Below are 25532 nucleotides of genomic sequence, written 5' to 3' on the forward strand. Positions count from 1 at the left end.
TCGTTTTTTTATGGGATTCTTTGTTATTCTTCTTTTGTTTCATCAATTGCTGTGCCATCATTGGCATCATTTCCATTTTGCAAAGATATATCAATTTCTTCAATATTCTCATCTATATTATCAACATCCTCTTCTTCTTGCATAACTTTTGCTACTGCAGCAATAGAATCTTTCCCCTTCAGATTTATTAATCGAACCCCTTGAGTAGCTCTTCCCATAACTCTCAGATCTTCTACAGAAAGTCTTATAGCAATTCCTGATTTATTGATAATCATAAGGTCGTCAGCGTCTGTTACATTTTTAATAGCAACTAGTTTTCCAGTTTTATCAGTAACGGATATTGTTTTAACCCCTTTTCCTCCTCTATTCGTAATTCTATAATCTTCTAAACTAGAACGCTTTCCGTAACCGTTTTCAGAAACAACAAGAATATTACTTTCCATATCATTTACAGCTACCATACCAATTACTTCGTCATTATCATCCGCCAAGCGAATTCCTCTAACTCCAGAAGCACCTCTACCCATAGGTCTAGTTTTCTCTTCTTCGAAACGTATAGCTTTACCAGATTTTACAGCAAGCATTACCTGGCTTTTACCATTTGTTAATTTCGCTTCAAGTAATTCGTCATCGTCCTTAATGGTAATTGCATTAATACCATTAGTTCTTGGCCTAGAATATTGCTCTAACAAGGTCTTTTTAACTTGACCTTTTTTAGTAGCCATGATGACATAATGGGAATTAATATACTCCTCATCTTTAAGATCCTGAGTACAAATAAAGGCTTTAACCTTATCATCATTTTCAATATTGATAAGATTTTGGATAGCTCTACCTTTAGAAGTTTTACTTCCTTCTGGTATTTCGTAAACACGCATCCAGAAACATTTTCCTTTTTGAGTAAAGAATAACATATACTGGTGATTCGTACCAACAAAAAGATGCTCTAAGAAATCTTCATTACGCGTAGTACTACCTTTTTGACCTACTCCTCCTCTATTTTGTTTCTTATATTCAGTAAGAGACGTTCTTTTTATATATCCTGCATGAGAAATCGTAATTACCACTTTCTCATTAGGAATCATATCTTCAATACTAAGATCTCCTCCAGCGTATTCTATTTGAGAACGACGATCATCACCATACTTTTCTTTCACTTCGAGAAGCTCTTCTTTGATGATATCCATTCGACGTTCTTTCTTATCAAGAATATCTTTAAGATCTTCGATAGTCTTCATTAATTCTTCATACTCTGCGCGCAGCTTGTCTTGCTCTAATCCTGTCAGTTGACGTAAACGCATTTCAACAATCGCTTTAGCCTGAATTTCAGTAAGCTTGAATCGTTTAATCAACTTCTCTCTCGCTTCGTCTGCATTTGAAGATGCCCTAATTAATTTAATTACCTCATCGATATTATCTGAAGCAATTATTAATCCTTCCAGTATATGAGCTCTCTCTTCTGCCTTTCTTAATTCATATTTTGTTCTTCGCACAACCACATCGTGTCTGTGTTCTACGAAATAATGAATCATATCTTTTACATTCAATAACTGAGGTCTTCCTTGAACTAGTGCAATATTATTTACACTAAATGAAGATTGTAAGGCAGTATATTTATATAGAAGATTCAATACAATATTAGGAATCGCATCTCTTTTAAGGATGTATACAATTCGCATACCTTTTCTATCAGATTCATCTCTAATAGAGGAAATTCCATCAATTTTTTTATCGTTGATAAGGTCTGCCGTTTTCTTAATCATGTCTGCTTTATTTACCTGATAAGGTATTTCAGACACGATAATACATTCTCTTCCATTTACCTCTTCAAAACTTGCTTTGGCTCGCATTACGATTCTACCTCTACCAGTTTTAAAAGCCTCTCTTACTCCATCATAACCATATATAATTCCACCGGTAGGAAAATCTGGTGCTTTTATATGTTGTATGAGTTCATCAATCTCAATATCGTTATTATCGATATAAGCGATTGTTCCGTCTACAACCTCGCTTAGGTTATGAGGAGGCATATTAGTTGCCATACCTACTGCAATACCCGAAGCCCCGTTAATTAATAATCCAGGAACTCTACTTGGTAATACAGTTGGTTCTTGCAAAGTATCATCGAAGTTGAACGTATGATCTACTGTTTCCTTTTCGATATCTGCAAGCATATCTTCAGAAATCTTTCGCATCCTAGCCTCTGTATATCGCATTGCTGCTGGGCTATCTCCATCGACGGATCCAAAGTTACCTTGACCATCTACTAACATGTATCGTAAACTCCATTCCTGAGCCATACGAACCATTGTGTCATATACCGAAGTATCACCGTGTGGGTGATATTTACCTAGTACTTCCCCTACTATTCTGGCTGACTTTTTATGAGCACTATTTGCTCTTACACCTAACTCATACATACCGTAGAGAACTCTCCTGTGTACAGGCTTGAGTCCATCTCTAACATCCGGAAGTGCTCGTGATACGATCACAGACATTGAATAATCAATGTAAGCAGACTTCATCTCATCTTCTATGTTGATAGGTATTAGCTTTTCTCCTTCTGCCATAAAAATTATTTTATTCTAAAATTGATTTTATTAAACGCGCTAATTTAAGTAAATTAAGACGGTTTTAACAGCATATAGTCTTTGTAATATACGTAATTTATTAACAACTTAAACAACCCAAATGGTTAATAAGTCAATATATATACATTTTGATTATTAATCCTTTTTTCGTCTATTTACTCGGAAAACAAAAAAGTTTTTTTGTCATTTTCTAAAACTTGACATATTTAAATATCTTTTTTTGAAAAAAGTATGACACAAGTTGGATATTATGTCAGCTTATTTGTAAAGTATGGTTAAAAGGAATAGTTTTTGACAAAGTAATTTTAAAAATTACTATATTTAGTAATAAAGAACACAGAGAAAAAGAAAGAAGCTAATTATATGGATGATAATTTTTCACCAAGAGTTAAAGATGTTATCGCTTACAGTAAAGAAGAAGCCTTAAGATTAGGGCACGACTTTATTGGTACGGAACATCTTATGTTAGGACTGTTGCGAGATGGAAGTGGAAAAGCAATTAGTATACTTGATGCGTTAGATATAGATTTAACGAATTTGAGAAGAAAAGTTGAAATTCTAAGCCCCGCAAACCCCAATGTAGCAATTGCTACTAACGAAAAAAAGAACTTACATCTAACAAGACAAGCTGAAAGAGCTTTAAAAACAACTTTTTTGGAAGCAAAGTTATTCCAAAGCTCGTCGATTAATACCGCTCACTTGTTATTATGTATATTAAGAAACGAAAACGACCCTACTACTAAGTTACTTAACAAACTTAAAGTAGATTATGATAATGTTAAAGATCAATTTAAATTTATGATTGCTAACGAAGACGAATACACAGAAGGTCCAAAAGCTGAATCATTTTCTGATGATGATGATATGGCGGGAGATGCTTCAAAAGAAAATCCTTTTAATTCACCAACTGGTGGTGCTAAAACCAATAAAAAATCTAAGACACCTGTATTAGATAATTTTGGAAGAGACCTTACTGCTATGGCAGAAGAAGGAAAATTAGATCCTGTTGTTGGTAGAACGAAGGAAATTGAAAGAGTTTCTCAAATACTCAGTAGAAGAAAGAAAAACAACCCTCTTCTTATTGGAGAACCTGGTGTTGGAAAATCAGCTATAGCTGAGGGACTGGCGCTACGAATAGTTAAGAGAAAAGTTTCTCGAATCCTTTTCGATAAGCGTGTTGTTACTCTAGATTTAGCCAGTTTAGTAGCTGGTACCAAGTATAGAGGACAGTTTGAAGAACGTATGAAAGCTGTTATGAATGAATTAGAGAAGAATGATGATATTATTCTTTTCATAGATGAAATTCATACGATCGTTGGTGCAGGAGGCGCTACTGGAAGCCTTGACGCGTCCAATATGTTCAAACCTGCTCTAGCTAGAGGAGAAATACAATGTATCGGTGCAACAACCTTAGATGAATATAGACAATACATCGAAAAAGATGGTGCCTTAGAAAGACGTTTCCAAAAAGTTATAGTTGAACCTACTAACATCGAGGAAACCATAGAAATACTTAATAACATTAAGGAAAAATATGAAGAGCATCATAATGTAAGTTATACGGACAGTGCTATTGAAGCTTGTGTAAAACTTACGAATAGATATATGACTGATCGCTTCCTACCAGACAAAGCAATTGATGCTTTAGATGAGGCTGGTTCTCGAGTTCATATTACTAATATCGATGTTCCTAAAAAGATATTAGATCTAGAAAAAAAGCTGGAAGAGGTTAGAGAGCTTAAGAATAGCGTTGTCAAAAAACAAAAATATGAAGAAGCTGCTAAGCTAAGGGATGATGAAAAAAATCTCGAAAAAGAATTAGCACAAGCGCAGGAGCAATGGGAAAAAGACTCCAAACTTCATAAAGAAACTGTAGATGAAGAAAATGTAGCAGATGTAGTTTCTATGATGACCGGAATTCCTGTAAATAGAATAGCGCAAACCGAAAGCAACAAACTTGCTGAATTACCAAATCTAATAAAAGGTAAAGTAATTGGTCAAGACGAAGCAGTTTCTAAAGTTGTAAAAGCTATCCAGCGTAATCGTGCTGGCTTAAAAGACCCTAACAAACCAATAGGTTCATTTATTTTCTTAGGCCAAACAGGAGTAGGAAAAACACAATTAGCAAAAGTATTAGCCAAAGAGCTTTTTGATAGTGAAGACACACTAATCAGAATAGACATGAGTGAATACATGGAGAAATTCGCCGTTTCCAGGCTTATTGGTGCTCCTCCAGGATATGTAGGATACGAAGAAGGTGGACAACTTACAGAAAAAGTGAGAAGAAAACCTTATGCAGTTGTATTACTTGATGAAATCGAGAAAGCTCATCCTGATGTTTTCAATATGATGTTGCAAGTTCTTGATGATGGATATTTAACTGATAGTCTTGGACGCAAAATTGATTTTAGAAATGCGATCATTATCATGACCTCAAATATCGGAGCTCGTAAACTTAAAGATTTTGGACAAGGTGTTGGTTTTGGAACTACAGCTAAGAAAACGCAATCTGATAGTTATGCTAAAGGAGTTATTGAAAATGCTTTGAAAAAAGCTTTTGCACCAGAATTCTTAAATAGAGTTGACGATGTAATCGTATTCAATGCTCTTGAAAGAGAAGATATCCATAAAATCATCGATATAGAATTACAGAAACTATATGGAAGAATTAAAGGATTAGGATATGATTTATCTCTAAGCGAAAAAGCTAAGGATTATATCACCGAAAAAGGTTTTGATAAGCAATATGGTGCGAGACCATTAAAAAGAGCTATCCAAAAATACATTGAAGATGCATTGGCTGAAGAAATTATCAATGCACAACTACAGGAAGGAGATAGTATCTTTATGGATTTGGACGATGATTCTAATGAATTAACCATAAGAATCGATAAAACCGAAGAATCTACCGAATCTTAAAACCATTTCGATCTATAAAAAGGAAAGAATTAAAATAGTATAAATTATACTAATAAAAAGACCTCTTTTAATCAAGAGGTCTTTTTTCTTGGTTGATCATCGCCAAAACTTACAATTCACTTCAGGCTAGCATTTCTAGCAACCTAAACACTTCTTAAAATTTAAGAATACTCTTCGAATTACGGAAAAAACTTACTTTTTCATACTTTAAAAACATATCTTTACTTGAAACAAACAAAAACTAATGATTACCTTTTATAAAACAGATTTTGGTCTGGCAGAGATATATGATAACTACATGAGAGTAGTCATCAACGAAGGAATCACAGTATCCCCTGAAGACAATAATACACTTTTAGAAATGGTCGAAAATCATTTCAAAAACAAACCTTTTGTATATATTTCTCATAGAATACACTCCTACGCTATCAATCCGACCGTATATTTTGAAACAGCAAAAATTAAAACATTAGTTGGCCTTGCTGTAGTCTCCGATAGCCCTCTTCAAATAAATCAAACGCAAATAGAAAAAACATTCTTTAATAAAGAACTTAAACACTTTCATGATATGGAATCTGCATTAATCTGGAAAGAGGAACTTCTTAAAAGACAAGATTAAGGCATTTGAAACTACCGTAAAAGTGACTCATAAACAAAGAATACAAATAAGGGAAAAATCCCAAAATTTTATTTAAAAAACTATAGTTTTTAAATCCTAAACTATATATTTGCTCCACCTAAAATACCCCTAATGATTGCCACTTATCAACTAAATTTTGGGCTTATCGAAATTTATGATGATTATATCAAATCTATTATAAATGAAGGAATAACCATAACCCCAAAACACAACAATGTTTTACTAGAAATGGTAGAAAAGCATTTCAAAAACAAACCATTTTTATATATTACTCATCGTATTAATTCTTATGCTGTAGATCCTACCATATATTTAGAAACTACAAAGATCTGCAACTTATTGGGATTTGCTGTGGTATCTAAAGATCCTTTACAAGAAAAACAAATCAAACTTGAGCAAGCTTTTTTTAGTAAAGAATTAAAAAGGTTTGATGATATGGAATCAGCTTTAATATGGAAGGATGAATTACTACAAGATTACTCCAATTCATTAGTTTGAAAATTCCCCTAAATCTCAAAACAAAGAAAATTTCAAATTTTCATAAGTAATAGTTTTGTTGTAAATTATACTAAATTAACCATACTTAAATAATAGTTTTGAAATGAAATATGACAAAATACTATGATTTAGGTTTCGCTAAAGTAGAAATACACCAAGATTATCTTAAAAACACAATTTCAGAAGGCTTTTTGGTCATGCCTGAACACAACAATCTACTATTAGAATTTGTTATAAAATATTTTAACAACAAACCATTTATTTACATTTCTAACAGGATAAACAATTATGCAGTAGACCCTACTGTCTATCATGAAACTACAAAAATTGACACCTTAAAAGGTATTGCAATCGTGTCAAAAAACCATAGACAAAAAAAACTAACAGAACTGGAAAGTAAATTTTTTAATAAAGAAATAGCATACTTCAATAACCTAAAAGAAGCTTTGAAATGGAAAAACAAAATATTAAATAGTTTATGAATTAATAAAATAATTCATTTATTTTATACAACATTGAGAAAACTCCCCACATGATTAGATCTTACGAATTAGATTTTTGCGACTTAGAAATACATGATGATTATGTATTAGCCACAATGCACGAAGGGATTGTGGTTTCGGTCGAAAATAACGCTATCCTAATAAGAATAGCTGAGAAGCATTTTAAAAACACCCCTTTTGTCTATATAACAAATAGAATCAATTCGTATTCAGTAGATCCAATTGTATATATCAAAACCGCAAAAATTCCTTCTCTTTTAGGGTTTGCAGTGGTATCAAATGATCCAATTCAAAAAACCCTAACCAAATACGAAAAGAAGTTCTTTAAAAAAGAATTTAAGAGATTTGATGATTTGGAATCAGCTTTAACTTGGAAAGATCAATTGATAAAAAAACATCCTTATAAAACAATAACTCCAAAGGAAAAACAAAAAAAGAGCATCAAATGACGCCCTTTTTATAAAAATTTTGTGCTTTTTTACTTTGCTATATTTACAGCCCTGGTTTCTCTTATCACTGTAATTTTAACTTGTCCTGGATAGGTCATATCCGTTTGTATTTTCTGAGAAATTTCAAATGACAGACTAGCAGCCCTTTCATCATTTACTTTTTCGCTTTCAACAATTACACGCAATTCTCGACCAGCTTGTATCGCATAAGCTTTCTTAACTCCACTAAATCCAAATGCGATGTCTTCTAGATCTTTTAATCGTTGGATATAGGAATCTAACACCTGTCTACGTGCACCTGGCCTAGCACCACTAATAGCATCACACACCTGAACAATAGGTGATATTAATGCTGTCATTTCGATTTCATCATGGTGAGCACCTATCGCATTGCATACATCAGGTTTTTCCCCATATTTCTCTGCCCATTGCATTCCTAAAATAGCATGAGGTACTTCCGTTTCTGTATCTGGCACTTTACCTATGTCATGTAACAAACCAGCTCGCTTTGCTAATTTAGGATTAAGCCCTAACTCCGCAGCCATCACACCACAAAGCTTAGCCACTTCTCTAGAGTGTTGCAGTAGATTCTGGCCATACGAGGAGCGGTATTTCATTCTCCCCACAGTTTTTATAAGCTCAGGATGCAATCCATGAATACCAAGATCGATAACGGTTCTCTTACCTACTTCGATAATTTCCTCATCGATCTGCTTTCTTGTCTTTTTTACTATTTCTTCAATTCTAGCAGGATGTATTCTACCATCCGTAACTAATTTATGTAAAGAAAGTCTAGCAACTTCTCTTCGCACAGAATCAAAACATGATAAAATAATCGCTTCAGGTGTATCGTCTACAATAATTTCTACACCTGTAGCTGCCTCAATAGCTCTAATATTTCGACCTTCACGTCCAATAATACGTCCTTTCACATCATCACTTTCAATATTAAATACAGATACACAATTTTCAATAGCTTCTTCTGTACCGATTCTTTGGATCGTATTAATAATAACTTTCTTAGCTTCTTGTTGAGCAGTAAGCTTAGCCTCTTCTATTGTATCTTGAATTAACGCCATAGAATCTGTTTTGGCTTGTTCTTTTAACGATTCTATAAGCTGATCTTTTGCTTCATCAGCAGACAGCCCTGATATTACTTCTAATTGCTGTACCTGACTCTTATGAAGTTTTTTTAACTCGCCTTGCTTCTTCTCAAGATAGTCATTCCTATGATTATAATCTTTAATCTTCTGCTCTAATTCTGCGTTTAACTTCTTGCCTTTGGAAAGTTCATTAGAAACCTGTGATTCTTTATCTCGTGTTCTTTTTTCGGCTTCTGCCATCTTCTTATCTCGAGATAAAATTACTTTTTCATGCTCCGATTTAAGCTCTATAAACTTCTCCTTTGCCTGAAGAATTTTATCTTTCTTAATTGTTTCTCCTTCGCTTTTAGCATCTCTTATAATACTCTGAGAAGTCTTTTTTGCGTTTTTGACAATTTCTGAGGCTTTGTTGCGCTCCAATACTTTAGCGATAATAAAACCTATCACTAAACCTGCAACCGCAGCAATAATCAAAAATATAATGTTATCCATAATTCTAGTTAGTGTTTATATATAAAAAAAGCCTGCACTAGTTTGGGTTTTGTATAAACTCTGTAAAAACAGGTTTAGGGCTAACAAGCTGGTCAAGGATCCGTGAAACTGAAAAAATCAGCACGGCTTGCTTTTACAACTTAAACTCACCCTTTTTAAAATAATTCTTGTTGAGTTTATCAAAAAATAACAACTAGTGCAGGCAGTAACCTTATTTATTTTAATGAACGTTTATGATAGATGATCTTGCAACAAATCATTTAAGGCATTAAGCCTTCCTGTTACATTTATTTCATCACTATCTTTATCTATAACCTTTTGTTCTACTTGTGCAGCAAACTGTAAAGCACACATTGCCAATACATCTTGCTTATCTCTAACAGCATAACTTTGCTCAAATTGCTTAATCATGGCTTCAATCTTCTTAGCAGCCTTACGCAAGCCTTCCTCTTGATCTGGCTTGATCGTTAATGGATATACTCTATCCGCAACTGATAATTTGATTTTTAATTTGTCTGCCATATTTTTTTATCACTCGGATAGCTGTGCTATACAGACATCTATCTCTCTTATTAAGGCATTTATTTTGAGCTTGGTTTCCCTTTTATATTCGTCACTGCCGAGCATTGCGTTTGCATTTTTGAGTGCACTGAATTTTTCTTCCCATTGCTTTAATTGATCGTTTTGAATTTCAGAATTAGATTCTAAATTCTTTATTTTTTCCTTAAGATCGGCGTTTTGCTGCTTCATCAAATCATATTTATGGAGCAGTTTACTAATCCTATTCTCAAGAGAATCAACAATTTCAATCAAATTACTCATTATAATTTTACGCAATACTTCGTTACACAAAGTTAACATACCAATTGAAAAAAACCAATAGTTTTTAAACTAATTTTAAAGCTAAAAGATCTAATCAATCAAGTAATTAATTTATAGACTTTTAGTTTTTCATCGACCATCACTTTAATTTTAACCTCTAAATATTTACATTTACCTTCTATGCGAGTTTTTACATTATTATTACTCAGTTTTACTATTATTGGGTATGGTCAAAAGAACGTTCCTACTGATTATTTTTCAAATCCTTTGGATATCCCTCTGGCAGTATCTGGAACATACGGAGAATTAAGATCTAATCATTTTCATTCTGGTTTAGATTTAAAAACTAACGGAGAAGAAGGTTTACCTGTATATGCAGCTGCTAGCGGTAATGTAAGCAGAATAAAAATCTCTCATTTTGGATATGGAAAGGCTATCTATATTTCGCATCCGAATGGATACACAACGGTATATGCCCATCTTCAGAAATTCGCACCAGAAATAGAAGCATACATAAAGAAACGACAATACGCAAAAGAATCCTATGAAATTGAGCTTTTTCCTAAAGCTGGCGCCTTGTCGGTAACCAAAGGAAAAATAATTGCCTATAGCGGAAATACGGGAGGAAGTGGCGGTCCGCATCTTCATTTTGAAATAAGGGATGCCAAGGCAAGACCAATGAACCCCCTTACTTTTGGTATCGAAGTAAAGGATACCAAAAAACCTATAATCAACAGCGTATGGCTGTACAGTTTAGAAGAAAAATCACATATTAACGGAAACCAAAATCCTTCGAAACTTAGATTGATTCCATTAGACAACGGAAATTTTAAAGCTGAAGGTGTTACCGCTATCGGGAAAATTGGCATTGGAGTATCTGCTATCGACCAACAAAATCTTGCTGCTAATAAAAATGGTGTTTACAAAATCACTACCGAAATCAATGGTCAGGAAAATTTTTCTATGGAGATGAAACGATTTTCATTTTCCGAAACACGTTATATAAATAGATTGATCGATTATGCTCATTATAAGAAAAACCGGAGTAGAATTACCAAGTTGTTTATTGAAAAAAATAATCCTCTCAGCATCTATAAAAATACAGTTGACAAAGGTATTTTCAACATCGAAGATAGCTTATCTTATACTGCAAAAGTTTTTGTAAAAGATTTTAATAATAACACTACAGAAATAAGTATTCCTATTCAAGGAAAAAAGATTGAAAAAATCACTAAAAAAGAAATTGTCAAAACACCCTATTTCATACAACCTTCAGAAAACTTCACTTATAATTCAGGAATATTTGATTTATACATCCCTAAAGGAAGTCTTTATGAAAATGCTTACCTAGATATTGCTGCAAATGGTGATACCATTAAAATTCATGAAGACGAAATTCCGTTGCATAAAAACATGACCGTTGTTTTTGATGTAGCTAATTATAGCGAAACAGATAAGAAAAAATTATACATAGGAAGACTTGGTTATAACGATAAACATTATCACGTAAAAACGAATAAAAAAGGGAATCGTTTTTCTACCAGAACAAGAACTTTAGGAAGTTATTCTTTATTCACAGATAACGAAAAACCAACTATCGTACCTATTAACGTTTCTAGTAAGAAATGGATGTCAAAAGCCAATTTCTTAAAAATTAAAATTGACGATACAGATTCTGGAATTAGAAGTTATCGTGCTACGATCAATGGAAAATTCGTATTAATGGAGTATGACTATAAAACTGGAATGCTTGTTTATGATTTTAATGATAAAATAATTTCAGAAACAGAAAATAAATTCAAACTTATCGTGTTAGATAAAGTAGGAAATAGTACTACTTTTGAAACAACATTCTTTAGAAAACCGTAAATACACATACTCTTTGAAAAATCTACCCGTTCTTTTTGTTTTTCTTCTTGTTATTTTAAGTCACTCGATTATTGCTCAAGAAGCAGTTGTAAAAGGTGTGGTTCTAGACGAATCCAACAGGCCTGTTGCTAACGCAAATGTATCTTATGAAACCTCTGGCACTAAAACGGATGAAAATGGTGTTTATGTATTAAGCATCCCTGCCAATAAAGACATTACTATTAAAATTAGCCATGTTGGACTAAAGGACATCACCTTTACAATTAACTTACAAGAAAATCAGGAATACGAATTAAATCCAGTATTAAAGACAGAATTTGAACAGATAAGTGAAGTAATTATTACTGGAAGAGAACGAAAAGCCGTAGAAGGTATCACAACTTTGGATCCCGAAACCATTCGGATTACCCCTTCGGCCAATGCGGGTGTGGAAGGATTACTTAAAACTTTACCCGGAGTAAGCTCCAATAATGAATTAAGTACGCAATATGCCGTACGAGGAGGTAATTTTGACGAAAACCTAGTGTACGTTAATGAAATTGAAGTATATAGACCGTTTCTAATTAGATCTGGACAACAAGAAGGGCTAAGCTTTGTAAATACCGATCTAGTAAGAAATGTAGATTTTTCTGCTGGTGGCTTCCAATCAAAATATGGTGATAAATTATCATCAGTATTAGATATTACTTATAGAAGACCTACACGATTTGATTTATCTGCCGATTTAAGCTTACTTGGAGGAAGCATTTCCGCTGGGGGTATCACAAAAGACAAGAAGTTTGCTGGTGTAGTTGGTGTTAGATACAGAGATAATAGTTTACTCGTGGATGCCAGACAAACCGAAACTAATTTTAGACCTCGATTTGCAGATGTACAAACCTATCTTTCTTATAACTTTTCAAAGAAATTTGAACTTGGATTCCTTGGAAACATCGCTATCAATAGATATGACTACGAACCACTTACCAGGAGAACCAACTTTGGGCCTATCACCGATCCAATTGCATTAACTGTTTTTTATGACGGACAAGAAAGAGATCGTTATCAAACATATTTTGGAGCTTTAAAAGGAACCTACCAAGCGAATGAGAATTTGACCCTTAAATTAATAGGATCAGCATACCATACACAAGAACAAGAATATTTCGACATATTTGCGGCTTATTTTCTTGGTACAGTAAATACTGATATTGGAGGTGAAGATCTGGGAGAAGCCGAATTTAATCAAGGTGTTGGATCACAGTTAACGCATGCTAGAAATGATCTGGATGCGCTTATCTTTAATATAGAACATAAAGGTACTTACATAGCTGATGAGCATCAATTTGATTGGGGTGTAAAATATACCTCTGAAGATATTCGAGATAGAATTCAAGAATTTGAAGTGATAGATTCCGCAGGGTTTTCAATCCGTCCACCAGGAACTTTTGTAAATGATCAACCTTATAATCCAAATGCAAGTCCAATTGTACCTTTTAACAGTGTACGAGCAACTAATATGGTAAACATTGATCGTTTTTCTGGATATGCTCAATATAGTTTACGTACAAATATTAAGGATCACGAAGTTTGGGCAAATGTAGGAGTTAGAGCTCATAATTGGAATGTATCAGGAGAAGGAATAAGTAATTCTTCTCAAACCGTTTTTAGTCCTCGAGCACAAGTTGCTATCAAACCCGATTGGAAATCAGACATGGTATTTCGCCTTTCTGGAGGATGGTATCATCAACCTCCGTTTTATAGAGAATTAAGAGATCTGCAAGGAACTGTACAACCTGATGTAAAGGCTCAGCAATCGATTCATATAGTTGCAGGAAATGATTACAGTTTTAATTTATGGAAACGACCTTTTAAGCTTACAACAGAACTCTACTATAAGAAATTAACCGACGTTAATTCTTATACTATAGAAAACGTTCGTATTAGATATAGAGCAAATAATAATGCTGAAGCTTATGCAGCTGGTTTTGATCTAAGACTAAACGGAGAATTTGTTCCTGGAACAGAAAGTTGGTTTAGCCTAGGTTTATTAAAAACTGAGGAAAACTTAGACAATAGAGGTTATATAGCTAGACCAACAGATCAAAGGATTAAGATTGGAGCATTATTTCAGGATTATGTTCCAACCATTCCAAATCTGAAAATGTATCTTAACCTTGTTTATCAAACTGGAGTGCCAGGTGGTTCTCCCACCAACGCAGATCCTTATGATTTCCAAACACGTTTAAGAGATTATAGAAGAGCGGATTTAGGTATTTCTTATATTGTAGTGGATAATAAAATTAGAAGAAAAGAAGGTAGCTTTTTCAACAACTTTAAAGATTTGAGTATCGGATTTGAAATCTTTAACCTTTTTGACAACCTAAATTCAATAACAAATACATTTGTTAGGGATGCGGCTTCCCAGAGACAATTTTCGATTCCAAACTTTTTAACACAACGAGTTTTTAATGTGCGTTTAGGAATGAGATTTTAGTTTTCTACAAACTCTTTTAAGACCTCAATTACGTAATCAACTTCTTCTTTTGTATTATACTTGGAAAAAGAAAACCTAACAGAAGGCTTTTGCATGTCTTCGTCAGATAAAATCTCTGCCAAGACATGAGATCCTTTACCACTTCCACTTTGACAAGCGCTTCCTTTAGAACAAGCGATTCCTTTAATATCCAACTGAAACAATAAAATTCCAGCTTTTTCCTGTGAAATTGGTAGGCAAACGTTAATCAAGGTATATGTACTATGTTCCAAATCGCAACAATTCGCATTAAACTTTACACCAGCTATTTGCGTCTTCAATTGATCAACAAAGTATTGTTTTAGATTTGAAATATACAGCTTCTCTTCATCCATATGCTCATAAGCTAACCTTAATGCTTCATCCATTCCAACAATATTGTGGACACCTTCTGTTCCTCCTCTATATCCTCGCTCCTGCTCCCCGCCATAGATCAATGGTTTAAGTCCTGAGTTCTTTTTTATGTATGCAAAACCTATGCCTTTAGGACCGTGAAATTTATGTGCACTTACTGCAGTAAAATCTACTTCTAATTGATTTAGGTTTACATCTAAATGACCAATAGATTGCACCATATCACTATGAAAAAGCGCTTCGTGAGATTTACACAATGTACCTACCCTTTCAATATCCAAAATAGTTCCCACCTCGTTATTTACATGCATTAAACTTACCAATGTTTTAGCGCTAGAATCTTCCAAAAGTTTCTCTAAATGTTTATAATCAATAGCTCCATTTGATTCTATATCTACATAACAAACATCAATATCTGTATGTGATTGAATTTCTTGCACCGTATGTAGGACTGCATGATGTTCTATCTTAGAAGTGATAATCCTTCGAACACCTAAATCTCTAACAGCACTATTTAATGCTAGATTATCAGCTTCTGTACCTCCAGAAGTAAAAATAATTTCCGAAGCTTTTACACCAAGATACTTAGCAATATTTTTTCTAGCTTGCTCAATATGATTCTTTGCAGATCTACCAAATCCATGTGTCGAAGAAGGATTTCCATAATCTTCTCTTAGCACAGTAGTCATTTTCTCAATTACTTCGGGGCGTAATTGTGTCGTAGCAGCACTATCGAAATAAACCTTTTGCATTAAATTCAAAAATTTAGTTAATGACTCTTAGAAAAATATGATAACCACAGAAATAAGAAAAACATATTATCATATTCTTATTTTTAGTAGCGCAAATCTAATTCAAATAAAATTATTTTCCACACTGCACGTTATAATCTTTCAATTCCTTTATTTTTGTTCAGATTTGTAAAAAATTACCAGAATTGTGAACATCTGACTATTTTAATCGTCTTTAAAGCAGGTTCTCTAATTACATTTGGTATTAAGGACGTTTTATAGAGTTATTAATCAAAATATTTTAAGTGAAAAAAATTCTGTCCACTTTTATCTTTTTAATCATACTTTCCTGTGATGATGGTGATATCATTGTTACTAGTTTTGAATTTGACGATGTTGATCTACAACTTTGTGAAGGTTCAATAACTGATGAATTTGTTTTTTTTAAAATAAACACTTCTGTTAATGAGGCGATTGCTTACAGGTTTATAAGCGATACTTATTCTCAAACATCAGAAACGGAAAACGATATTATCATCGACCTAAACACTGATCCAGATAATAATCTTATTTACAGACAATTTAACTCTGCCATTACTGCAGATTACTATTGTAGCAATATCCCTGATAGTAGTATTGGCGTTACCGATGAACTTATCGGAATAGGCGGACAAGCTGTTATAACTAATGTTATTGTTAGCGAAGATGATAATGATGGAGTAGAATCAACTCTAGAAAGTCCTAATGAAATTGATCCAGAAGCGGATCCTGATGGAGATGGAGTACCAAATTATTTGGACGACGACATGAGTGACCCGACAATTGGGAATGAAGATGCTACTGCAGATTCATTGGGCATTGAAGCAGGTTATAATTCTGATGAAGATCAAATTCCAGACTTTAGAGATCAAGATGATGATAATGATAATATATTAACAAGTGTGGAGTTACCAAATAGCGATCCCAATGATAGTAGCTTTGCAGATACTGATGGTGATGGAACACCAAACTATTTGGACAAAGATGATGACGATGATGGAATTAATACCATTGATGAGGATGTGGATGGAAATGGAAACCCTAGAGATGATGATACCGATAGGGACGGTGAACCAAATTACTTAGATATGGACGATGATAATGATGGAATAAATACTATTGATGAAGACACCGATGGTGATGGGGATCCTTTAAATGATGATGATGATGGCGATGGAATTCCTAATTACCTAGATGCTAACAATCCCATGAATGATGTATCTAATGCAAACGAAGTGAATCCGTCTATATTGGACAATACTGTTATTACAATTTTTAGAACTACTGTTACCATTACCAATTTGATTCTTAATGAGGAAAATGATCAATTTACTGATGATAATTTTTCTTTTGGTTTCAGAGATGAAACAGTATCGATTACTACTCCAAAAAATGACTAGTCCCATGATTAATAGAATCTATATAATAGTTTTAGTGCTTTTTTTTGCAAGTTGTAGTGAAGGAGACATTCTTGAAATTCCTTTAGATATTTTTAGTGACGACGAGCTCCAAAATTGCTCAAATGAAAATGATAATACATTTGTTTTTTTCGTAATAGATCAGGACACAAACAGATCTCTATCTGTAAATTTCACAGATTCTAGTTTCGAAATCGAACCTGCAACCGTTGCAGATGTTTCTGTCGATGAGCCTGTAGTTATAACTTTAAACACAACTACAAGTCAACTATTATATAGAGAGTTCGACACTTCAATCAATGGTGATGATTATTTTTGCAATAGTGTACCAATAAGTAATGTTAATGTTACCCAAGAATTAGTTAGTTCTAATGGGACTGTAGAGATTAGCTATGTTCTTCAAAACACAACTGCTACAGAAACCACATACGAAAGAACAGTTACTTTAAATGACGTTACTTTAGAAGGCAATGGCATTGGAATTCGCAGAGAACTTTTAGTATTAGGAACTGACAATGTAACTGTGACCAACTAAACACTATTTTTTAGGATTTTGAACAATATAAACTTCCATCGCACCTAAACCATATTTTTTATAATCTGCGTCGGAAATTCTAAGATTATCATATCGCCCAAACAAATAACGTAGCTCTTCTTTTAATACTCCTTGCCCTACTCCATGAATAAATATTACATTTGGGATACGTTTGCTAATAGCAAAATCTAATTGTCGTTTCGCTGTATCTAATTGCAAGGTGACCATATCATGGTTAGACATTCCTTCAGTTGATTTCACCAATTTATGAATATGCAAATCGACTTCCATTGCTGGAACATTTTTTTCTTTAGGTTTTGCTATTGGTCTTTTAGGCTTTTTTCTATAAACTTCTTTATGTTGAAGATTTTTTTGAACCTCTTCATAAGACGGTACTAAAGAATTACCAGATTCCTCCCTTACCAACTCATTTTTCATAAAATGCATATTAAACCCATCATTAGAAGCTATTGTAATCTCATCTCCATTAATTGAAATGACCTTACCACTAATAGGCTCATCTAAAACTGATACAAAATCACCAACTTTTATCATAGTATTTTATTCTTCTTCCTCCGATACTTTGGATAATGCAGGATCTATTTCTTCAGACTTGCTAGAAACAGAAGTGTTCACAATAAACAAACCAGTCATTAAACATACAATCCCTATAGCTTGCAAATAATAGTTCTTTGCAGGAGAGGCTAATTCTAAAATTAAAAGAATAGCTCCTGCAAGAATCAACACAATACTAAAAATTCTCTTGAGTTTTGTTTTATCCATATCGCAAAAGTATCAAATATTAGATTTTTTATACACATTAATTTATAGAATACTCAAATTGTGTATATTGTAGGTCTGAAATAATTAACACCCCTATATTCTAACGTTTGTCGTTTCAATAAATACTAATTATTAATTAAGTTTATATATATGGAAGCTAATCAACCAAGACCTAACAATCACCTAGCGTTGGCAATCATTTCTACAATTTTATGTTGCATGATCACAGGTATTGTAAGTATTATTTATTCAACTCAAGTAAATACAAAATATGATGCTGGAGACTACGAAGGAGCCGTCACTGCCTCTAAAAATGCAAAACTATGGGGTCTGATAGGTATCGGAGTAAGTCTTATTGGCTGGGTGCTATACTTTATCTTTTTTGGAATAGCAATCTTTTCTGGAATGAGTCAAAGTGCATTTTAAATTACCAAATAAATATTTAAAGTATGGGTACTTGTTAGCGCTAGTACCTATATTTTTTTTAGTTCAGTACTACTACTTACATGATCCAGAATCTCAAACTGGTGATGGTTTTTTTCCTAGTTGTATTTTTCACTCTCTTACGGGGTATCATTGTCCTGGCTGTGGAAGTCAACGTGCAGTACACGATTTATTACATGGTCGCATTTTACAAGCATTACAACACAACCTTCTTTTTGTAATCTTAACATTTGTATTGGGCATTAAGGGATATAAGTATATTGCTAAAACGTTTTTTAATAAAACGGTCACAGATTGGACTTACAACAAGTATTTTACAATTGCCATATTTTTAATAATTATCTTTTATTGGATCTTAAGAAACATAACTACTCCTCCGTTTTGTCATTTGGCTCCATAAAAAAGAGCGGAACAATCGCCCCACTCTTTTATAATTTACATTCTAGTAAAAAAGGTATTTCTATTCAAACTCTTTAAGTGTATTCTTAATGATATCTACACACTCCAGCAATTGCTCTTTATTCATTACTAACGGAGGTGCAAAACGAATAATATTGCCATGAGTAGGTTTTGCTAATAAACCATTTTCTTTAAGTGCTACACAAATATTCCATGCAGTTTCACTTTCCTCATGATCGTTAATTACGATCGCATTTAATAATCCTTTACCTCTAACTAAAGTAACTATATTTGATGTTTTGATATACTCGTTCATTTCAGCCCTGAATAATTCACCTAACTCAAAAGCATTCTCCGCGAGTTTCTCATCTCTAACCACTTCTAAAGCCGCTATAGCTACTGCTGCAGCCACAGGATTACCACCAAAAGTACTACCGTGATTACCTGGTCGTATAACCTCCATAATAGCATCGTTAGCCAGTACACCTGAAACAGGATACGCTCCTCCACTAAGAGCTTTCCCTAAAATTAAAATATCTGGTTTTACATTTGGAGTACCGGAACAATTTTTATCACTACAAGAACAATTACCGCACGTTGCCAATAACCTTCCTGTTCTTGCGATACCCGTCTGTACTTCATCTGCTATGAACAAAACATTGTGTTTTTCACATAACGCTTTAGCTTTAGCTAAATAATCTTCTGACGGTACGTAAACTCCTGCTTCTCCTTGTATAGGTTCTACTAAAAAACCAGCTACATTTTTATTTGCCTCCAAAGCTTCTTCTAATTGCTTCAGATTATCATACTCTATCTTTATAAAACCTGATGTATAAGGTCCGAAATTTTTTCTTGCTACCGGATCATTAGAAAATGATATGATGGTAGTAGTTCTACCGTGAAAATTATTCTCACAAACTATTATTTGTGCTTCATTTTCATGAATACCTTTTTTCTCATAAGCCCACTTCCTACATATCTTTAGAGCAGTTTCGACAGCTTCAGCACCTGTATTCATAGGTAATAGTTTGTCAAAACCAAAAAACTTTGATGCAAATTTTTCATATGCACCTAATTTATCATTATAAAATGCTCTTGATGTAAGTGTAAGTGTTTGTGCTTGTTCCATCATTGCACCCACAATTTTTGGGTGACAATGTCCCTGATTTACTGCAGAATACGCACTTAAAAAATCATAATATTTCTTTCCTTCAACATCCCATACATATACCCCTTCACCTTTACTTAATACCACTGGTAAAGGATGGTAATTATGAGCTCCATACTTGTTTTCTAAATCGATTGCTTGTTGAGAAGTTAATTTTTCTAAAACAGCCATTTTTAATAATTTAAATTGATAAAATAACCATTCCTTCTGTACCTTTATCCTTTCGCAAATTCCGATAAATATCGGAACGAAAATTCAGCGTGGGAGAGAAATCATCCCTAAGAGAAGCGCAAATTACTAAATCTTTACGGATTATTTAATTTTCATAACTATACAGCTTACAATTTTTAATTATTCAAAATAATAGACGATTTCCATGATTATTCTTTAACATCATCTTTTTCAGAAAGACTATTCATTTCTTACTAGCTAAAGAAGAAATCTGTAGTTCTAATCTTTTAATTTCTCTAATCAAGGCATTCTTGTCTATTTGTAACCAGGAATATATTTTAAGCATTGATGCAACCATAATACTCAACAAACCAGCTACACTCCATTTTATAAGCTCGTTAGTATTTTCTGTTTCTAAAAACTTTACAATACAATAAATAAATAGACCAAATGCAATTAAGTTAACGATATTCATAATGACTATGATCCACCTATTTTTGGTCTTATATAATCCTCCTATCATTTCAAAAATAGTTTGTTCGTCTAAATCATCATAGAATTTAGCTTCTTCTTCAGTTAGTGTTTCTTTTATTAATTTATCAATATCTTCCATATCAGTATTTATTGTTTTTGGTTTTTAAAATTGATTTTAATTTTTCTCTTGCAGTAAACAAGCGGGATTTTACAGTTCCTAAAGAGACCCCTACAATCGTACTTATCTCCTTTATACTATACTCTTCTTTGTAAAAAAGATTTAAAATCATCTGTTGCTCGATAGATAACTTTCTAATTGCCTTTTTCAATAATTGCTTCCTATTTTCAGATTCATCAATTATCTCATATTCCAAAATTGGAGGATTTATTTCTTTCAAATAGGAATCTAATACTTCTTTCTCTTTCCTATTTTTACGAAGCCAATCAATAGATTTCCTATTTACTATAGACAATGCCCAGCTACCAAAGCTATTGGTATTCTTAAGATCTGATATTTTTAAAAAAATCGTATTCCAACAATCTTGGGTAATGTCTCTAGAAATATGCATATCTTTTACATACCAATTTGCTTGCTTACACAATTTTTTATGCCACCTTTTTACAAGAATTGTAGCCGCCTTCTTATCTCCCGATTGGCATCTCAAAACCAATAAGGAATCAAATATTTTATCAGCATCTTTCATGGTAACCTTTATACTATAGACGTAGAAATAAATTTTAGGTTCATTTTTTTCAATCTTTTTATAAGATATGTTGAATATTTAATAAGTATATGGTTTCTATTCTTATTTTTGCGCTATGGCCAGAAAGAATAGAAAGAAGGTTTTTGAAAACATAGAAGTGATCGATGCTGGTGCTAAAGGAAAAAGCATCGCCAAAGCTCCAGACGGGAAGATTATATTTTTAAACAATGCAGTTCCTGGAGATATAGTCGATATTCAGACTATTAAAAAACGAAAAGCTTATTATGAAGGATCTGCTACAGTTTTTCATAAAAAATCTGAAAAAAGGGTAACTCCTGCTTGTAAACATTTTGGAACTTGCGGTGGATGTAAATGGCAATTTATGGCATATGAACATCAACTAGCTTATAAAGAACAGGAAGTAGTTAATAACCTAACAAGATTAGGAAAAATCCAACTACCAGAAGTTACTCCTATTTTAGGGTCTGAAGATCATTTTTTTTATAGAAACAAAATGGAATTCTCTTTTAGTGATAGCAGATGGTTAACATTAGAAGAAATACAAAGTGATACGGAAATTGGAAATCGAAACGCATTAGGGTTTCATATTCCTGGAATGTGGGACAAAATCTTAGATATTGATAAATGTCATCTACAAGAAGACCCAAGTAATGCTATAAGAAATAAGATTAAAGATTTTGCTACACAAAATGACCTAGCATTTTATAATGCCCGAAATCAAAAAGGGTTTTTGAGAACCCTGATGATGCGTATTGTTTCAACTGGTGAAATAATGGTATTGATTCAGTTTTTTCATGAGGATGTTGAAAAGAGAACCTTATTATTGGATTACATTATTTCAGAATTTCCAGAAATCACATCCCTGCAATATGTAATCAATTCTAAAGGCAATGATACTATTTACGATCAGGAAGTGATTTGTTATCACGGAAAAGATCATATCGAGGAAGAGATGGAAGGGCTTCGTTTTAAAATAAATGCTAAATCATTTTATCAAACGAATTCTAAACAAGCCTATGAACTCTATAAAATCACCAGAGATTTTGCAGGTCTTAGCGGAGAAGAATTAGTTTATGATTTATATACAGGAACTGGAACCATAGCTCAATTTGTTGCGAAAAAAGCGAAAAAAGTTATTGGTGTAGAAGCGGTGCCTGAAGCAATCGAAGATGCTAAAGCAAATGCTAAACATAATGGAATAGACAATGTAGAGTTTTACGTAGGCGATATGAAAAAAGTATTTACAGCTCAGTTTATTGCAACGCATGGACAACCAGAAGTTGTGATCACTGATCCTCCTAGAGATGGAATGCACAAGGATGTCGTAGGACAATTGCTTAATATATCACCAAATAAAATTGTATATGTAAGCTGTAATAGTGCAACACAAGCAAGAGATCTGTCGTTATTAGATAGCATGTATAAGGTTACCAAAGTACAACCTGTAGATATGTTTCCACAAACACATCATGTAGAAAACGTGGTTTTATTAGAAAAAAGATAGGAATGAAATTATATAAAACTCTTACCATACTATTTTGCTGCCTAAGTATTATGTGTATAAGTACAGGGTGTGAACGTGACGATATCTGCGCAGAAGACACACCCACTACCCCATTATTAATAATCAAATTTATTGATGATGAAACAGGTGCTGACATAAAACAACCTAATGAATTACAAGTGAGTGCAATTGGTTTTCTCAATATCATTGATTATGAAACTAACCAAGATTCAATTATGATTCCACTTAGAACAAGAGGTTTGTTAACTAATTTTCAATTTACTATCGATTCCGATACCACGGATGATGAAGTAGTACCTAATATAGATGAGGTTAGCTTTCAGTATACTCCTGTTGAAGAGTATGTAAGTAGTGCTTGTGGTTTTAAAGTGAATTACAACGGACTTACAGCCAGTTTCGAAAATGAAGAAGATGGCGGAAACTGGATAAAAAGAATTACTATAGAAGAAGATAACATTACTGATGAAACAGCTGCGCACGTACTTATTTTTCACTAGCATCCTAATTTCAGGCATTATTTATTCTCAGGAAGAGCCTAATCTTACTGAAAGAGATACACTACCTCCATCGGAGAAATATGGATTAAGGTTTGGTGTAGATATTGCAAGATTTATAAGAACTGCTGTAAATGATGACTATTCAGGGTTCGAGATTAATGCTGACTATCGAGTCTATAAAAATTATTATATCGCTGCCGAAATTGGTAATGAATCCCTCGTTCGAGATGAGACCAATATTAATGTGGAAGGATCTGGAAGCTATGTAAGATTAGGAATTGACTATAATACTTACAAGAATTGGTATGGAATGCAGAATAGCATTTTTGCGGGACTTAGGTATGGATTTTCTAATTTTGATCAAAAACTAAATAGCTATAGTATTTTTACAGGAACTGACTTTTTTGATTTAGATAATAATCCTGATAACTTCAGAAATCAAGCAAGAGAATCTACAGGCTTAACCGCTGGTTGGATAGAACTAGTATTAGGCCTTAAAGTAGAACTATTTAAAAATATCTATTTAGGTGCGAGCGTGTCTTTACGAAGAATTGTAAACGAACAAGATCCTGCAGGATTTGAAAATTTATTCATTCCTGGATTTGGGAAAACTAACGATTTTAGTGAATTTAATGTTGGATACACCTATACGGTAAGTTACTTAATCCCTTTTTATAAAAAGAAAAGATAATCTAGTTTAAATCTATTTTTGGAATTTTGCTTTTTTACTTCCTGAGTACATTTCGTATTTCACCAATCGAGATTCTAGTTTACCATTAAATACCTTTATTTTTCTAGAAGGTCGAAGCCCTACATATTTAAGAGCTTCGAGATTAGAAGTAATAAACCAAGCGTTGGTATTTGGGTATTCTTGTTTTAATGTATCTCCTATTTTACCATAAAATTCTTCTTCATTAAGTTCTAAACGTTCTCCATAAGGTGGATTAAAAACCATATGTAATTTACCTTCTACTTCTTTAGAACTTTCAAAAAAGTTTTGATGTTCGATCGTAACAAAATCCGAAAGATTGGCATTTTCTACATTTTTTTTCGCTTTTCTTATTGCAGAAGGCGCCTTATCAAAACCTACAATTTTATGTTGAAACTCTCTGGTCTTATTCAGGCAAGCAGCTTCTATTTTTTCAAACAAATCCATATCCCAATCTAACCACTTTTCGAAAGCGAACTCTTTACGATTTAGATTAGCAGGAATATTACAGGCTATCATAGCAGCTTCTATAGCGAGTGTCCCACTACCACACATAGGATCTAGAAAATCAGATCTTCCATCCCATCCAGATAGCAATAACAAACCTGCTGCCAAAACCTCATTAATAGGCGCTATATTTGTTGCCGTTCTATATCCTCTATGGTGTAATGACCCTCCAGAACTGTCTAATGACACAGTACATAAATCCTGCTGTATGTGTATATTGATAGTTAAATCTGGATAATCTGTATTTACATTAGGTCGTTTGCCTTTTTCCTTTCTAAATTTATCTACAATTGCATCTTTCGACTTTAGGGAAACAAATTGCGAATGTCGAAAAATCGTTGAATTCACTGTAGTATAAATTGCAAAGCTTTCATTTTCATTCAAATACTCTTCCCAACGAATAGATTGTATAAAATTATACAAATCTCTCTCGTTCCGAATTTTTTTCGTGCCAATTGGTTTTAAAATCTTTAATGCAGTTCTCGTACAAAGGTTAGCCTTATACATAAATCCTTTATCTCCATAAAAACTAACCATCCTATTCCCTACTTGCACTTTTAGGGCACCTAAATTCCTAAGCTCTTGTGCTAATATTTCTTCAAAACCAAAGAAGGTTTTGGCCACCATTTTAAATGAATTGCTCACTATCTTC

General features: G+C 33.2%; 25 protein-coding genes and 1 other RNA gene. 14 read left to right on the forward strand and 12 right to left on the reverse strand.

Annotated elements, in window-relative coordinates; translation table 11 throughout:
- Positions 1-23: 23 nt before the first annotated feature.
- Entirely contained in the window at positions 24-2570 is a 2547-nt protein-coding gene (gyrA, locus tag ACWNT5_RS11390) for a DNA gyrase subunit A (protein WP_299600132.1), read from the reverse strand.
- A gap of 384 nt (positions 2571-2954) precedes the next feature.
- Here gyrA and ACWNT5_RS11395 point away from each other — a divergent pair, with 384 nt between their 5' ends.
- The 5 genes from ACWNT5_RS11395 (at position 2955) to ACWNT5_RS11415 (ending at position 7600) form a co-directional block, all read left to right on the forward strand.
- Entirely contained in the window at positions 2955-5510 is a 2556-nt protein-coding gene (locus ACWNT5_RS11395) for an ATP-dependent Clp protease ATP-binding subunit (protein WP_456517385.1), read from the forward strand.
- A gap of 244 nt (positions 5511-5754) precedes the next feature.
- Positions 5755-6129: a hypothetical protein gene (locus tag ACWNT5_RS11400; RefSeq protein WP_299600128.1), complete on the forward strand. Its 375-nt coding sequence runs from the start codon at positions 5755-5757 to the stop codon at positions 6127-6129.
- Between the two features lie 132 nt (positions 6130-6261).
- The gene (locus ACWNT5_RS11405; protein WP_456517386.1) at positions 6262-6648 is read left to right on the forward strand and encodes a hypothetical protein; all 387 of its coding nucleotides are present in this window, start codon (positions 6262-6264) and stop codon (positions 6646-6648) included.
- Positions 6649-6758: 110 nt separating this feature from the next.
- Positions 6759-7130 (forward strand): SpoIIAA family protein, encoded by a 372-nt coding sequence (locus ACWNT5_RS11410; protein ID WP_299600124.1) that lies wholly within the window; start codon positions 6759-6761, stop codon positions 7128-7130.
- A 50-nt stretch (positions 7131-7180) separates the two neighbouring features.
- On the forward strand, positions 7181-7600 hold the full coding sequence (locus tag ACWNT5_RS11415) for a hypothetical protein (RefSeq protein ID WP_299600122.1): 420 nt from the start codon (positions 7181-7183) through the stop codon (positions 7598-7600).
- Positions 7601-7629: 29 nt separating this feature from the next.
- On the opposite strand, the gene rny is transcribed toward ACWNT5_RS11415, so the two are convergent.
- The 4 genes from rny to ACWNT5_RS11435 form a co-directional block, all read right to left on the reverse strand.
- Positions 7630-9195, reverse strand: coding sequence for a ribonuclease Y (gene rny, locus ACWNT5_RS11420; RefSeq protein WP_299600120.1), 1566 nt, complete (start codon positions 9193-9195; stop codon positions 7630-7632).
- A 55-nt stretch (positions 9196-9250) separates the two neighbouring features.
- Positions 9251-9371, reverse strand: a non-coding RNA gene (gene ssrS / locus ACWNT5_RS11425) — 6S RNA.
- A 55-nt stretch (positions 9372-9426) separates the two neighbouring features.
- Complete coding sequence (locus ACWNT5_RS11430) at positions 9427-9717, reverse strand: cell division protein ZapA (RefSeq protein ID WP_299600118.1); 291 nt, start codon at positions 9715-9717, stop codon at positions 9427-9429.
- Positions 9718-9726: 9 nt separating this feature from the next.
- A complete protein-coding gene (locus tag ACWNT5_RS11435) occupies positions 9727-10017 on the reverse strand; it encodes a hypothetical protein (RefSeq protein ID WP_299600116.1) in 291 nt (96 codons plus the stop codon).
- Positions 10018-10197: 180 nt separating this feature from the next.
- Here ACWNT5_RS11435 and ACWNT5_RS11440 point away from each other — a divergent pair, with 180 nt between their 5' ends.
- Together ACWNT5_RS11440 and ACWNT5_RS11445 are read left to right on the forward strand one after the other, a co-directional pair.
- Complete coding sequence (locus tag ACWNT5_RS11440) at positions 10198-11886, forward strand: M23 family metallopeptidase (RefSeq protein ID WP_456517387.1); 1689 nt, start codon at positions 10198-10200, stop codon at positions 11884-11886.
- 13 nt (positions 11887-11899) lie between these two features.
- On the forward strand, positions 11900-14362 hold the full coding sequence (locus ACWNT5_RS11445) for a TonB-dependent receptor (RefSeq protein WP_299902839.1): 2463 nt from the start codon (positions 11900-11902) through the stop codon (positions 14360-14362).
- Here ACWNT5_RS11445 and ACWNT5_RS11450 read toward each other — a convergent pair.
- The gene (locus ACWNT5_RS11450; RefSeq protein ID WP_456517388.1) at positions 14359-15507 is read right to left on the reverse strand and encodes a cysteine desulfurase family protein; all 1149 of its coding nucleotides are present in this window, start codon (positions 15505-15507) and stop codon (positions 14359-14361) included. The two genes, ACWNT5_RS11445 and ACWNT5_RS11450, sit on opposite strands and share 4 nt — an antisense overlap.
- Before the next feature lie 284 nt (positions 15508-15791).
- On the opposite strand from ACWNT5_RS11450, the gene ACWNT5_RS11455 reads away from it, so the two are divergent.
- Both ACWNT5_RS11455 and ACWNT5_RS11460 read left to right on the forward strand, forming a co-directional pair.
- Positions 15792-16925 carry a hypothetical protein gene (locus ACWNT5_RS11455; protein WP_456517389.1) on the forward strand — a complete coding sequence of 378 codons (1134 nt, stop codon included), beginning with the start codon at positions 15792-15794 and terminating at the stop codon, positions 16923-16925.
- A 4-nt stretch (positions 16926-16929) separates the two neighbouring features.
- A complete protein-coding gene (locus ACWNT5_RS11460; protein WP_456517390.1) occupies positions 16930-17478 on the forward strand; it encodes a hypothetical protein in 549 nt (182 codons plus the stop codon).
- Between the two features lie 3 nt (positions 17479-17481).
- On the opposite strand, the gene ACWNT5_RS11465 is transcribed toward ACWNT5_RS11460, so the two are convergent.
- Positions 17482-18033 (reverse strand): DNA mismatch repair protein MutS, encoded by a 552-nt coding sequence (locus tag ACWNT5_RS11465; RefSeq protein ID WP_299600103.1) that lies wholly within the window; start codon positions 18031-18033, stop codon positions 17482-17484.
- Positions 18034-18039: 6 nt separating this feature from the next.
- Complete coding sequence (locus ACWNT5_RS11470; RefSeq protein ID WP_299600101.1) at positions 18040-18261, reverse strand: hypothetical protein; 222 nt, start codon at positions 18259-18261, stop codon at positions 18040-18042.
- A 150-nt stretch (positions 18262-18411) separates the two neighbouring features.
- On the opposite strand from ACWNT5_RS11470, the gene ACWNT5_RS11475 reads away from it, so the two are divergent.
- Both ACWNT5_RS11475 and ACWNT5_RS11480 read left to right on the forward strand, forming a co-directional pair.
- Positions 18412-18687 carry a CD225/dispanin family protein gene (locus tag ACWNT5_RS11475; protein WP_299600099.1) on the forward strand — a complete coding sequence of 92 codons (276 nt, stop codon included), beginning with the start codon at positions 18412-18414 and terminating at the stop codon, positions 18685-18687.
- Between the two features lie 31 nt (positions 18688-18718).
- Complete coding sequence (locus ACWNT5_RS11480; RefSeq protein ID WP_299600097.1) at positions 18719-19105, forward strand: DUF2752 domain-containing protein; 387 nt, start codon at positions 18719-18721, stop codon at positions 19103-19105.
- A gap of 60 nt (positions 19106-19165) precedes the next feature.
- On the opposite strand, the gene rocD is transcribed toward ACWNT5_RS11480, so the two are convergent.
- The 3 genes from rocD to ACWNT5_RS11495 form a co-directional block, all read right to left on the reverse strand.
- Positions 19166-20443, reverse strand: a complete 1278-nt coding sequence (rocD, locus tag ACWNT5_RS11485) for an ornithine--oxo-acid transaminase (protein WP_456517391.1) — start codon at positions 20441-20443, stop codon at positions 19166-19168.
- A 244-nt stretch (positions 20444-20687) separates the two neighbouring features.
- Positions 20688-21056, reverse strand: coding sequence for a DUF6768 family protein (locus tag ACWNT5_RS11490; protein WP_299600094.1), 369 nt, complete (start codon positions 21054-21056; stop codon positions 20688-20690).
- A 1-nt stretch (position 21057) separates the two neighbouring features.
- Complete coding sequence (locus ACWNT5_RS11495; RefSeq protein WP_299600092.1) at positions 21058-21621, reverse strand: RNA polymerase sigma factor; 564 nt, start codon at positions 21619-21621, stop codon at positions 21058-21060.
- 115 nt (positions 21622-21736) lie between these two features.
- Between ACWNT5_RS11495 and rlmD the strand changes: the two genes are divergently transcribed.
- From rlmD to ACWNT5_RS11510, 3 genes are read left to right on the forward strand one after another with little or no spacing between them, the layout of a single operon-like run.
- A complete protein-coding gene (rlmD, locus tag ACWNT5_RS11500) occupies positions 21737-23146 on the forward strand; it encodes a 23S rRNA (uracil(1939)-C(5))-methyltransferase RlmD (protein ID WP_456517392.1) in 1410 nt (469 codons plus the stop codon).
- Positions 23147-23148: 2 nt separating this feature from the next.
- The gene (locus tag ACWNT5_RS11505; protein ID WP_456517393.1) at positions 23149-23664 is read left to right on the forward strand and encodes a DUF6452 family protein; all 516 of its coding nucleotides are present in this window, start codon (positions 23149-23151) and stop codon (positions 23662-23664) included.
- Positions 23630-24355 carry a DUF6048 family protein gene (locus ACWNT5_RS11510; protein ID WP_299600086.1) on the forward strand — a complete coding sequence of 242 codons (726 nt, stop codon included), beginning with the start codon at positions 23630-23632 and terminating at the stop codon, positions 24353-24355. Before ACWNT5_RS11505 ends, ACWNT5_RS11510 begins: the two co-directional genes overlap by 35 nt.
- Before the next feature lie 12 nt (positions 24356-24367).
- Here ACWNT5_RS11510 and ACWNT5_RS11515 read toward each other — a convergent pair whose 3' ends face one another.
- Positions 24368-25507 (reverse strand): THUMP domain-containing class I SAM-dependent RNA methyltransferase, encoded by a 1140-nt coding sequence (locus ACWNT5_RS11515; RefSeq protein ID WP_456517401.1) that lies wholly within the window; start codon positions 25505-25507, stop codon positions 24368-24370.
- Between the last annotated feature and the right edge of the window lie 25 nt (positions 25508-25532).

The sequence above is a fragment of the Aquimarina sp. 433 genome (assembly GCF_054054605.1).

What these genes read in the sequence shown, in the direction of transcription:
- ACWNT5_RS11430 (WP_299600118.1), bottom strand. Translation starts at nt 9,717, where the DNA reads ATGGCAGACAAATTAAAAATCAAATTATCAGTTGCGGATAGAGTATAT.
- ACWNT5_RS11405 (WP_456517386.1), top strand. Translation starts at nt 6,262, where the DNA reads ATGATTGCCACTTATCAACTAAATTTTGGGCTTATCGAAATTTATGAT.
- ACWNT5_RS11460 (WP_456517390.1), top strand. Translation starts at nt 16,930, where the DNA reads ATGATTAATAGAATCTATATAATAGTTTTAGTGCTTTTTTTTGCAAGT.
- gyrA (WP_299600132.1), bottom strand. Translation starts at nt 2,570, where the DNA reads ATGGCAGAAGGAGAAAAGCTAATACCTATCAACATAGAAGATGAGATG.
- ACWNT5_RS11495 (WP_299600092.1), bottom strand. Translation starts at nt 21,621, where the DNA reads ATGAAAGATGCTGATAAAATATTTGATTCCTTATTGGTTTTGAGATGC.
- ACWNT5_RS11490 (WP_299600094.1), bottom strand. Translation starts at nt 21,056, where the DNA reads ATGGAAGATATTGATAAATTAATAAAAGAAACACTAACTGAAGAAGAA.
- ACWNT5_RS11475 (WP_299600099.1), top strand. Translation starts at nt 18,412, where the DNA reads ATGGAAGCTAATCAACCAAGACCTAACAATCACCTAGCGTTGGCAATC.
- rny (WP_299600120.1), bottom strand. Translation starts at nt 9,195, where the DNA reads ATGGATAACATTATATTTTTGATTATTGCTGCGGTTGCAGGTTTAGTG.
- ACWNT5_RS11450 (WP_456517388.1), bottom strand. Translation starts at nt 15,507, where the DNA reads ATGCAAAAGGTTTATTTCGATAGTGCTGCTACGACACAATTACGCCCC.
- rocD (WP_456517391.1), bottom strand. Translation starts at nt 20,443, where the DNA reads ATGGCTGTTTTAGAAAAATTAACTTCTCAACAAGCAATCGATTTAGAA.
- ACWNT5_RS11400 (WP_299600128.1), top strand. Translation starts at nt 5,755, where the DNA reads ATGATTACCTTTTATAAAACAGATTTTGGTCTGGCAGAGATATATGAT.
- ACWNT5_RS11440 (WP_456517387.1), top strand. Translation starts at nt 10,198, where the DNA reads ATGCGAGTTTTTACATTATTATTACTCAGTTTTACTATTATTGGGTAT.
- ACWNT5_RS11470 (WP_299600101.1), bottom strand. Translation starts at nt 18,261, where the DNA reads ATGGATAAAACAAAACTCAAGAGAATTTTTAGTATTGTGTTGATTCTT.
- ACWNT5_RS11395 (WP_456517385.1), top strand. Translation starts at nt 2,955, where the DNA reads ATGGATGATAATTTTTCACCAAGAGTTAAAGATGTTATCGCTTACAGT.
- ACWNT5_RS11410 (WP_299600124.1), top strand. Translation starts at nt 6,759, where the DNA reads ATGACAAAATACTATGATTTAGGTTTCGCTAAAGTAGAAATACACCAA.
- ACWNT5_RS11505 (WP_456517393.1), top strand. Translation starts at nt 23,149, where the DNA reads ATGAAATTATATAAAACTCTTACCATACTATTTTGCTGCCTAAGTATT.
- ACWNT5_RS11515 (WP_456517401.1), bottom strand. Translation starts at nt 25,507, where the DNA reads ATGGTGGCCAAAACCTTCTTTGGTTTTGAAGAAATATTAGCACAAGAG.
- ACWNT5_RS11415 (WP_299600122.1), top strand. Translation starts at nt 7,181, where the DNA reads ATGATTAGATCTTACGAATTAGATTTTTGCGACTTAGAAATACATGAT.
- ACWNT5_RS11465 (WP_299600103.1), bottom strand. Translation starts at nt 18,033, where the DNA reads ATGATAAAAGTTGGTGATTTTGTATCAGTTTTAGATGAGCCTATTAGT.
- rlmD (WP_456517392.1), top strand. Translation starts at nt 21,737, where the DNA reads ATGGCCAGAAAGAATAGAAAGAAGGTTTTTGAAAACATAGAAGTGATC.
- ACWNT5_RS11510 (WP_299600086.1), top strand. Translation starts at nt 23,630, where the DNA reads ATGAAACAGCTGCGCACGTACTTATTTTTCACTAGCATCCTAATTTCA.
- ACWNT5_RS11435 (WP_299600116.1), bottom strand. Translation starts at nt 10,017, where the DNA reads ATGAGTAATTTGATTGAAATTGTTGATTCTCTTGAGAATAGGATTAGT.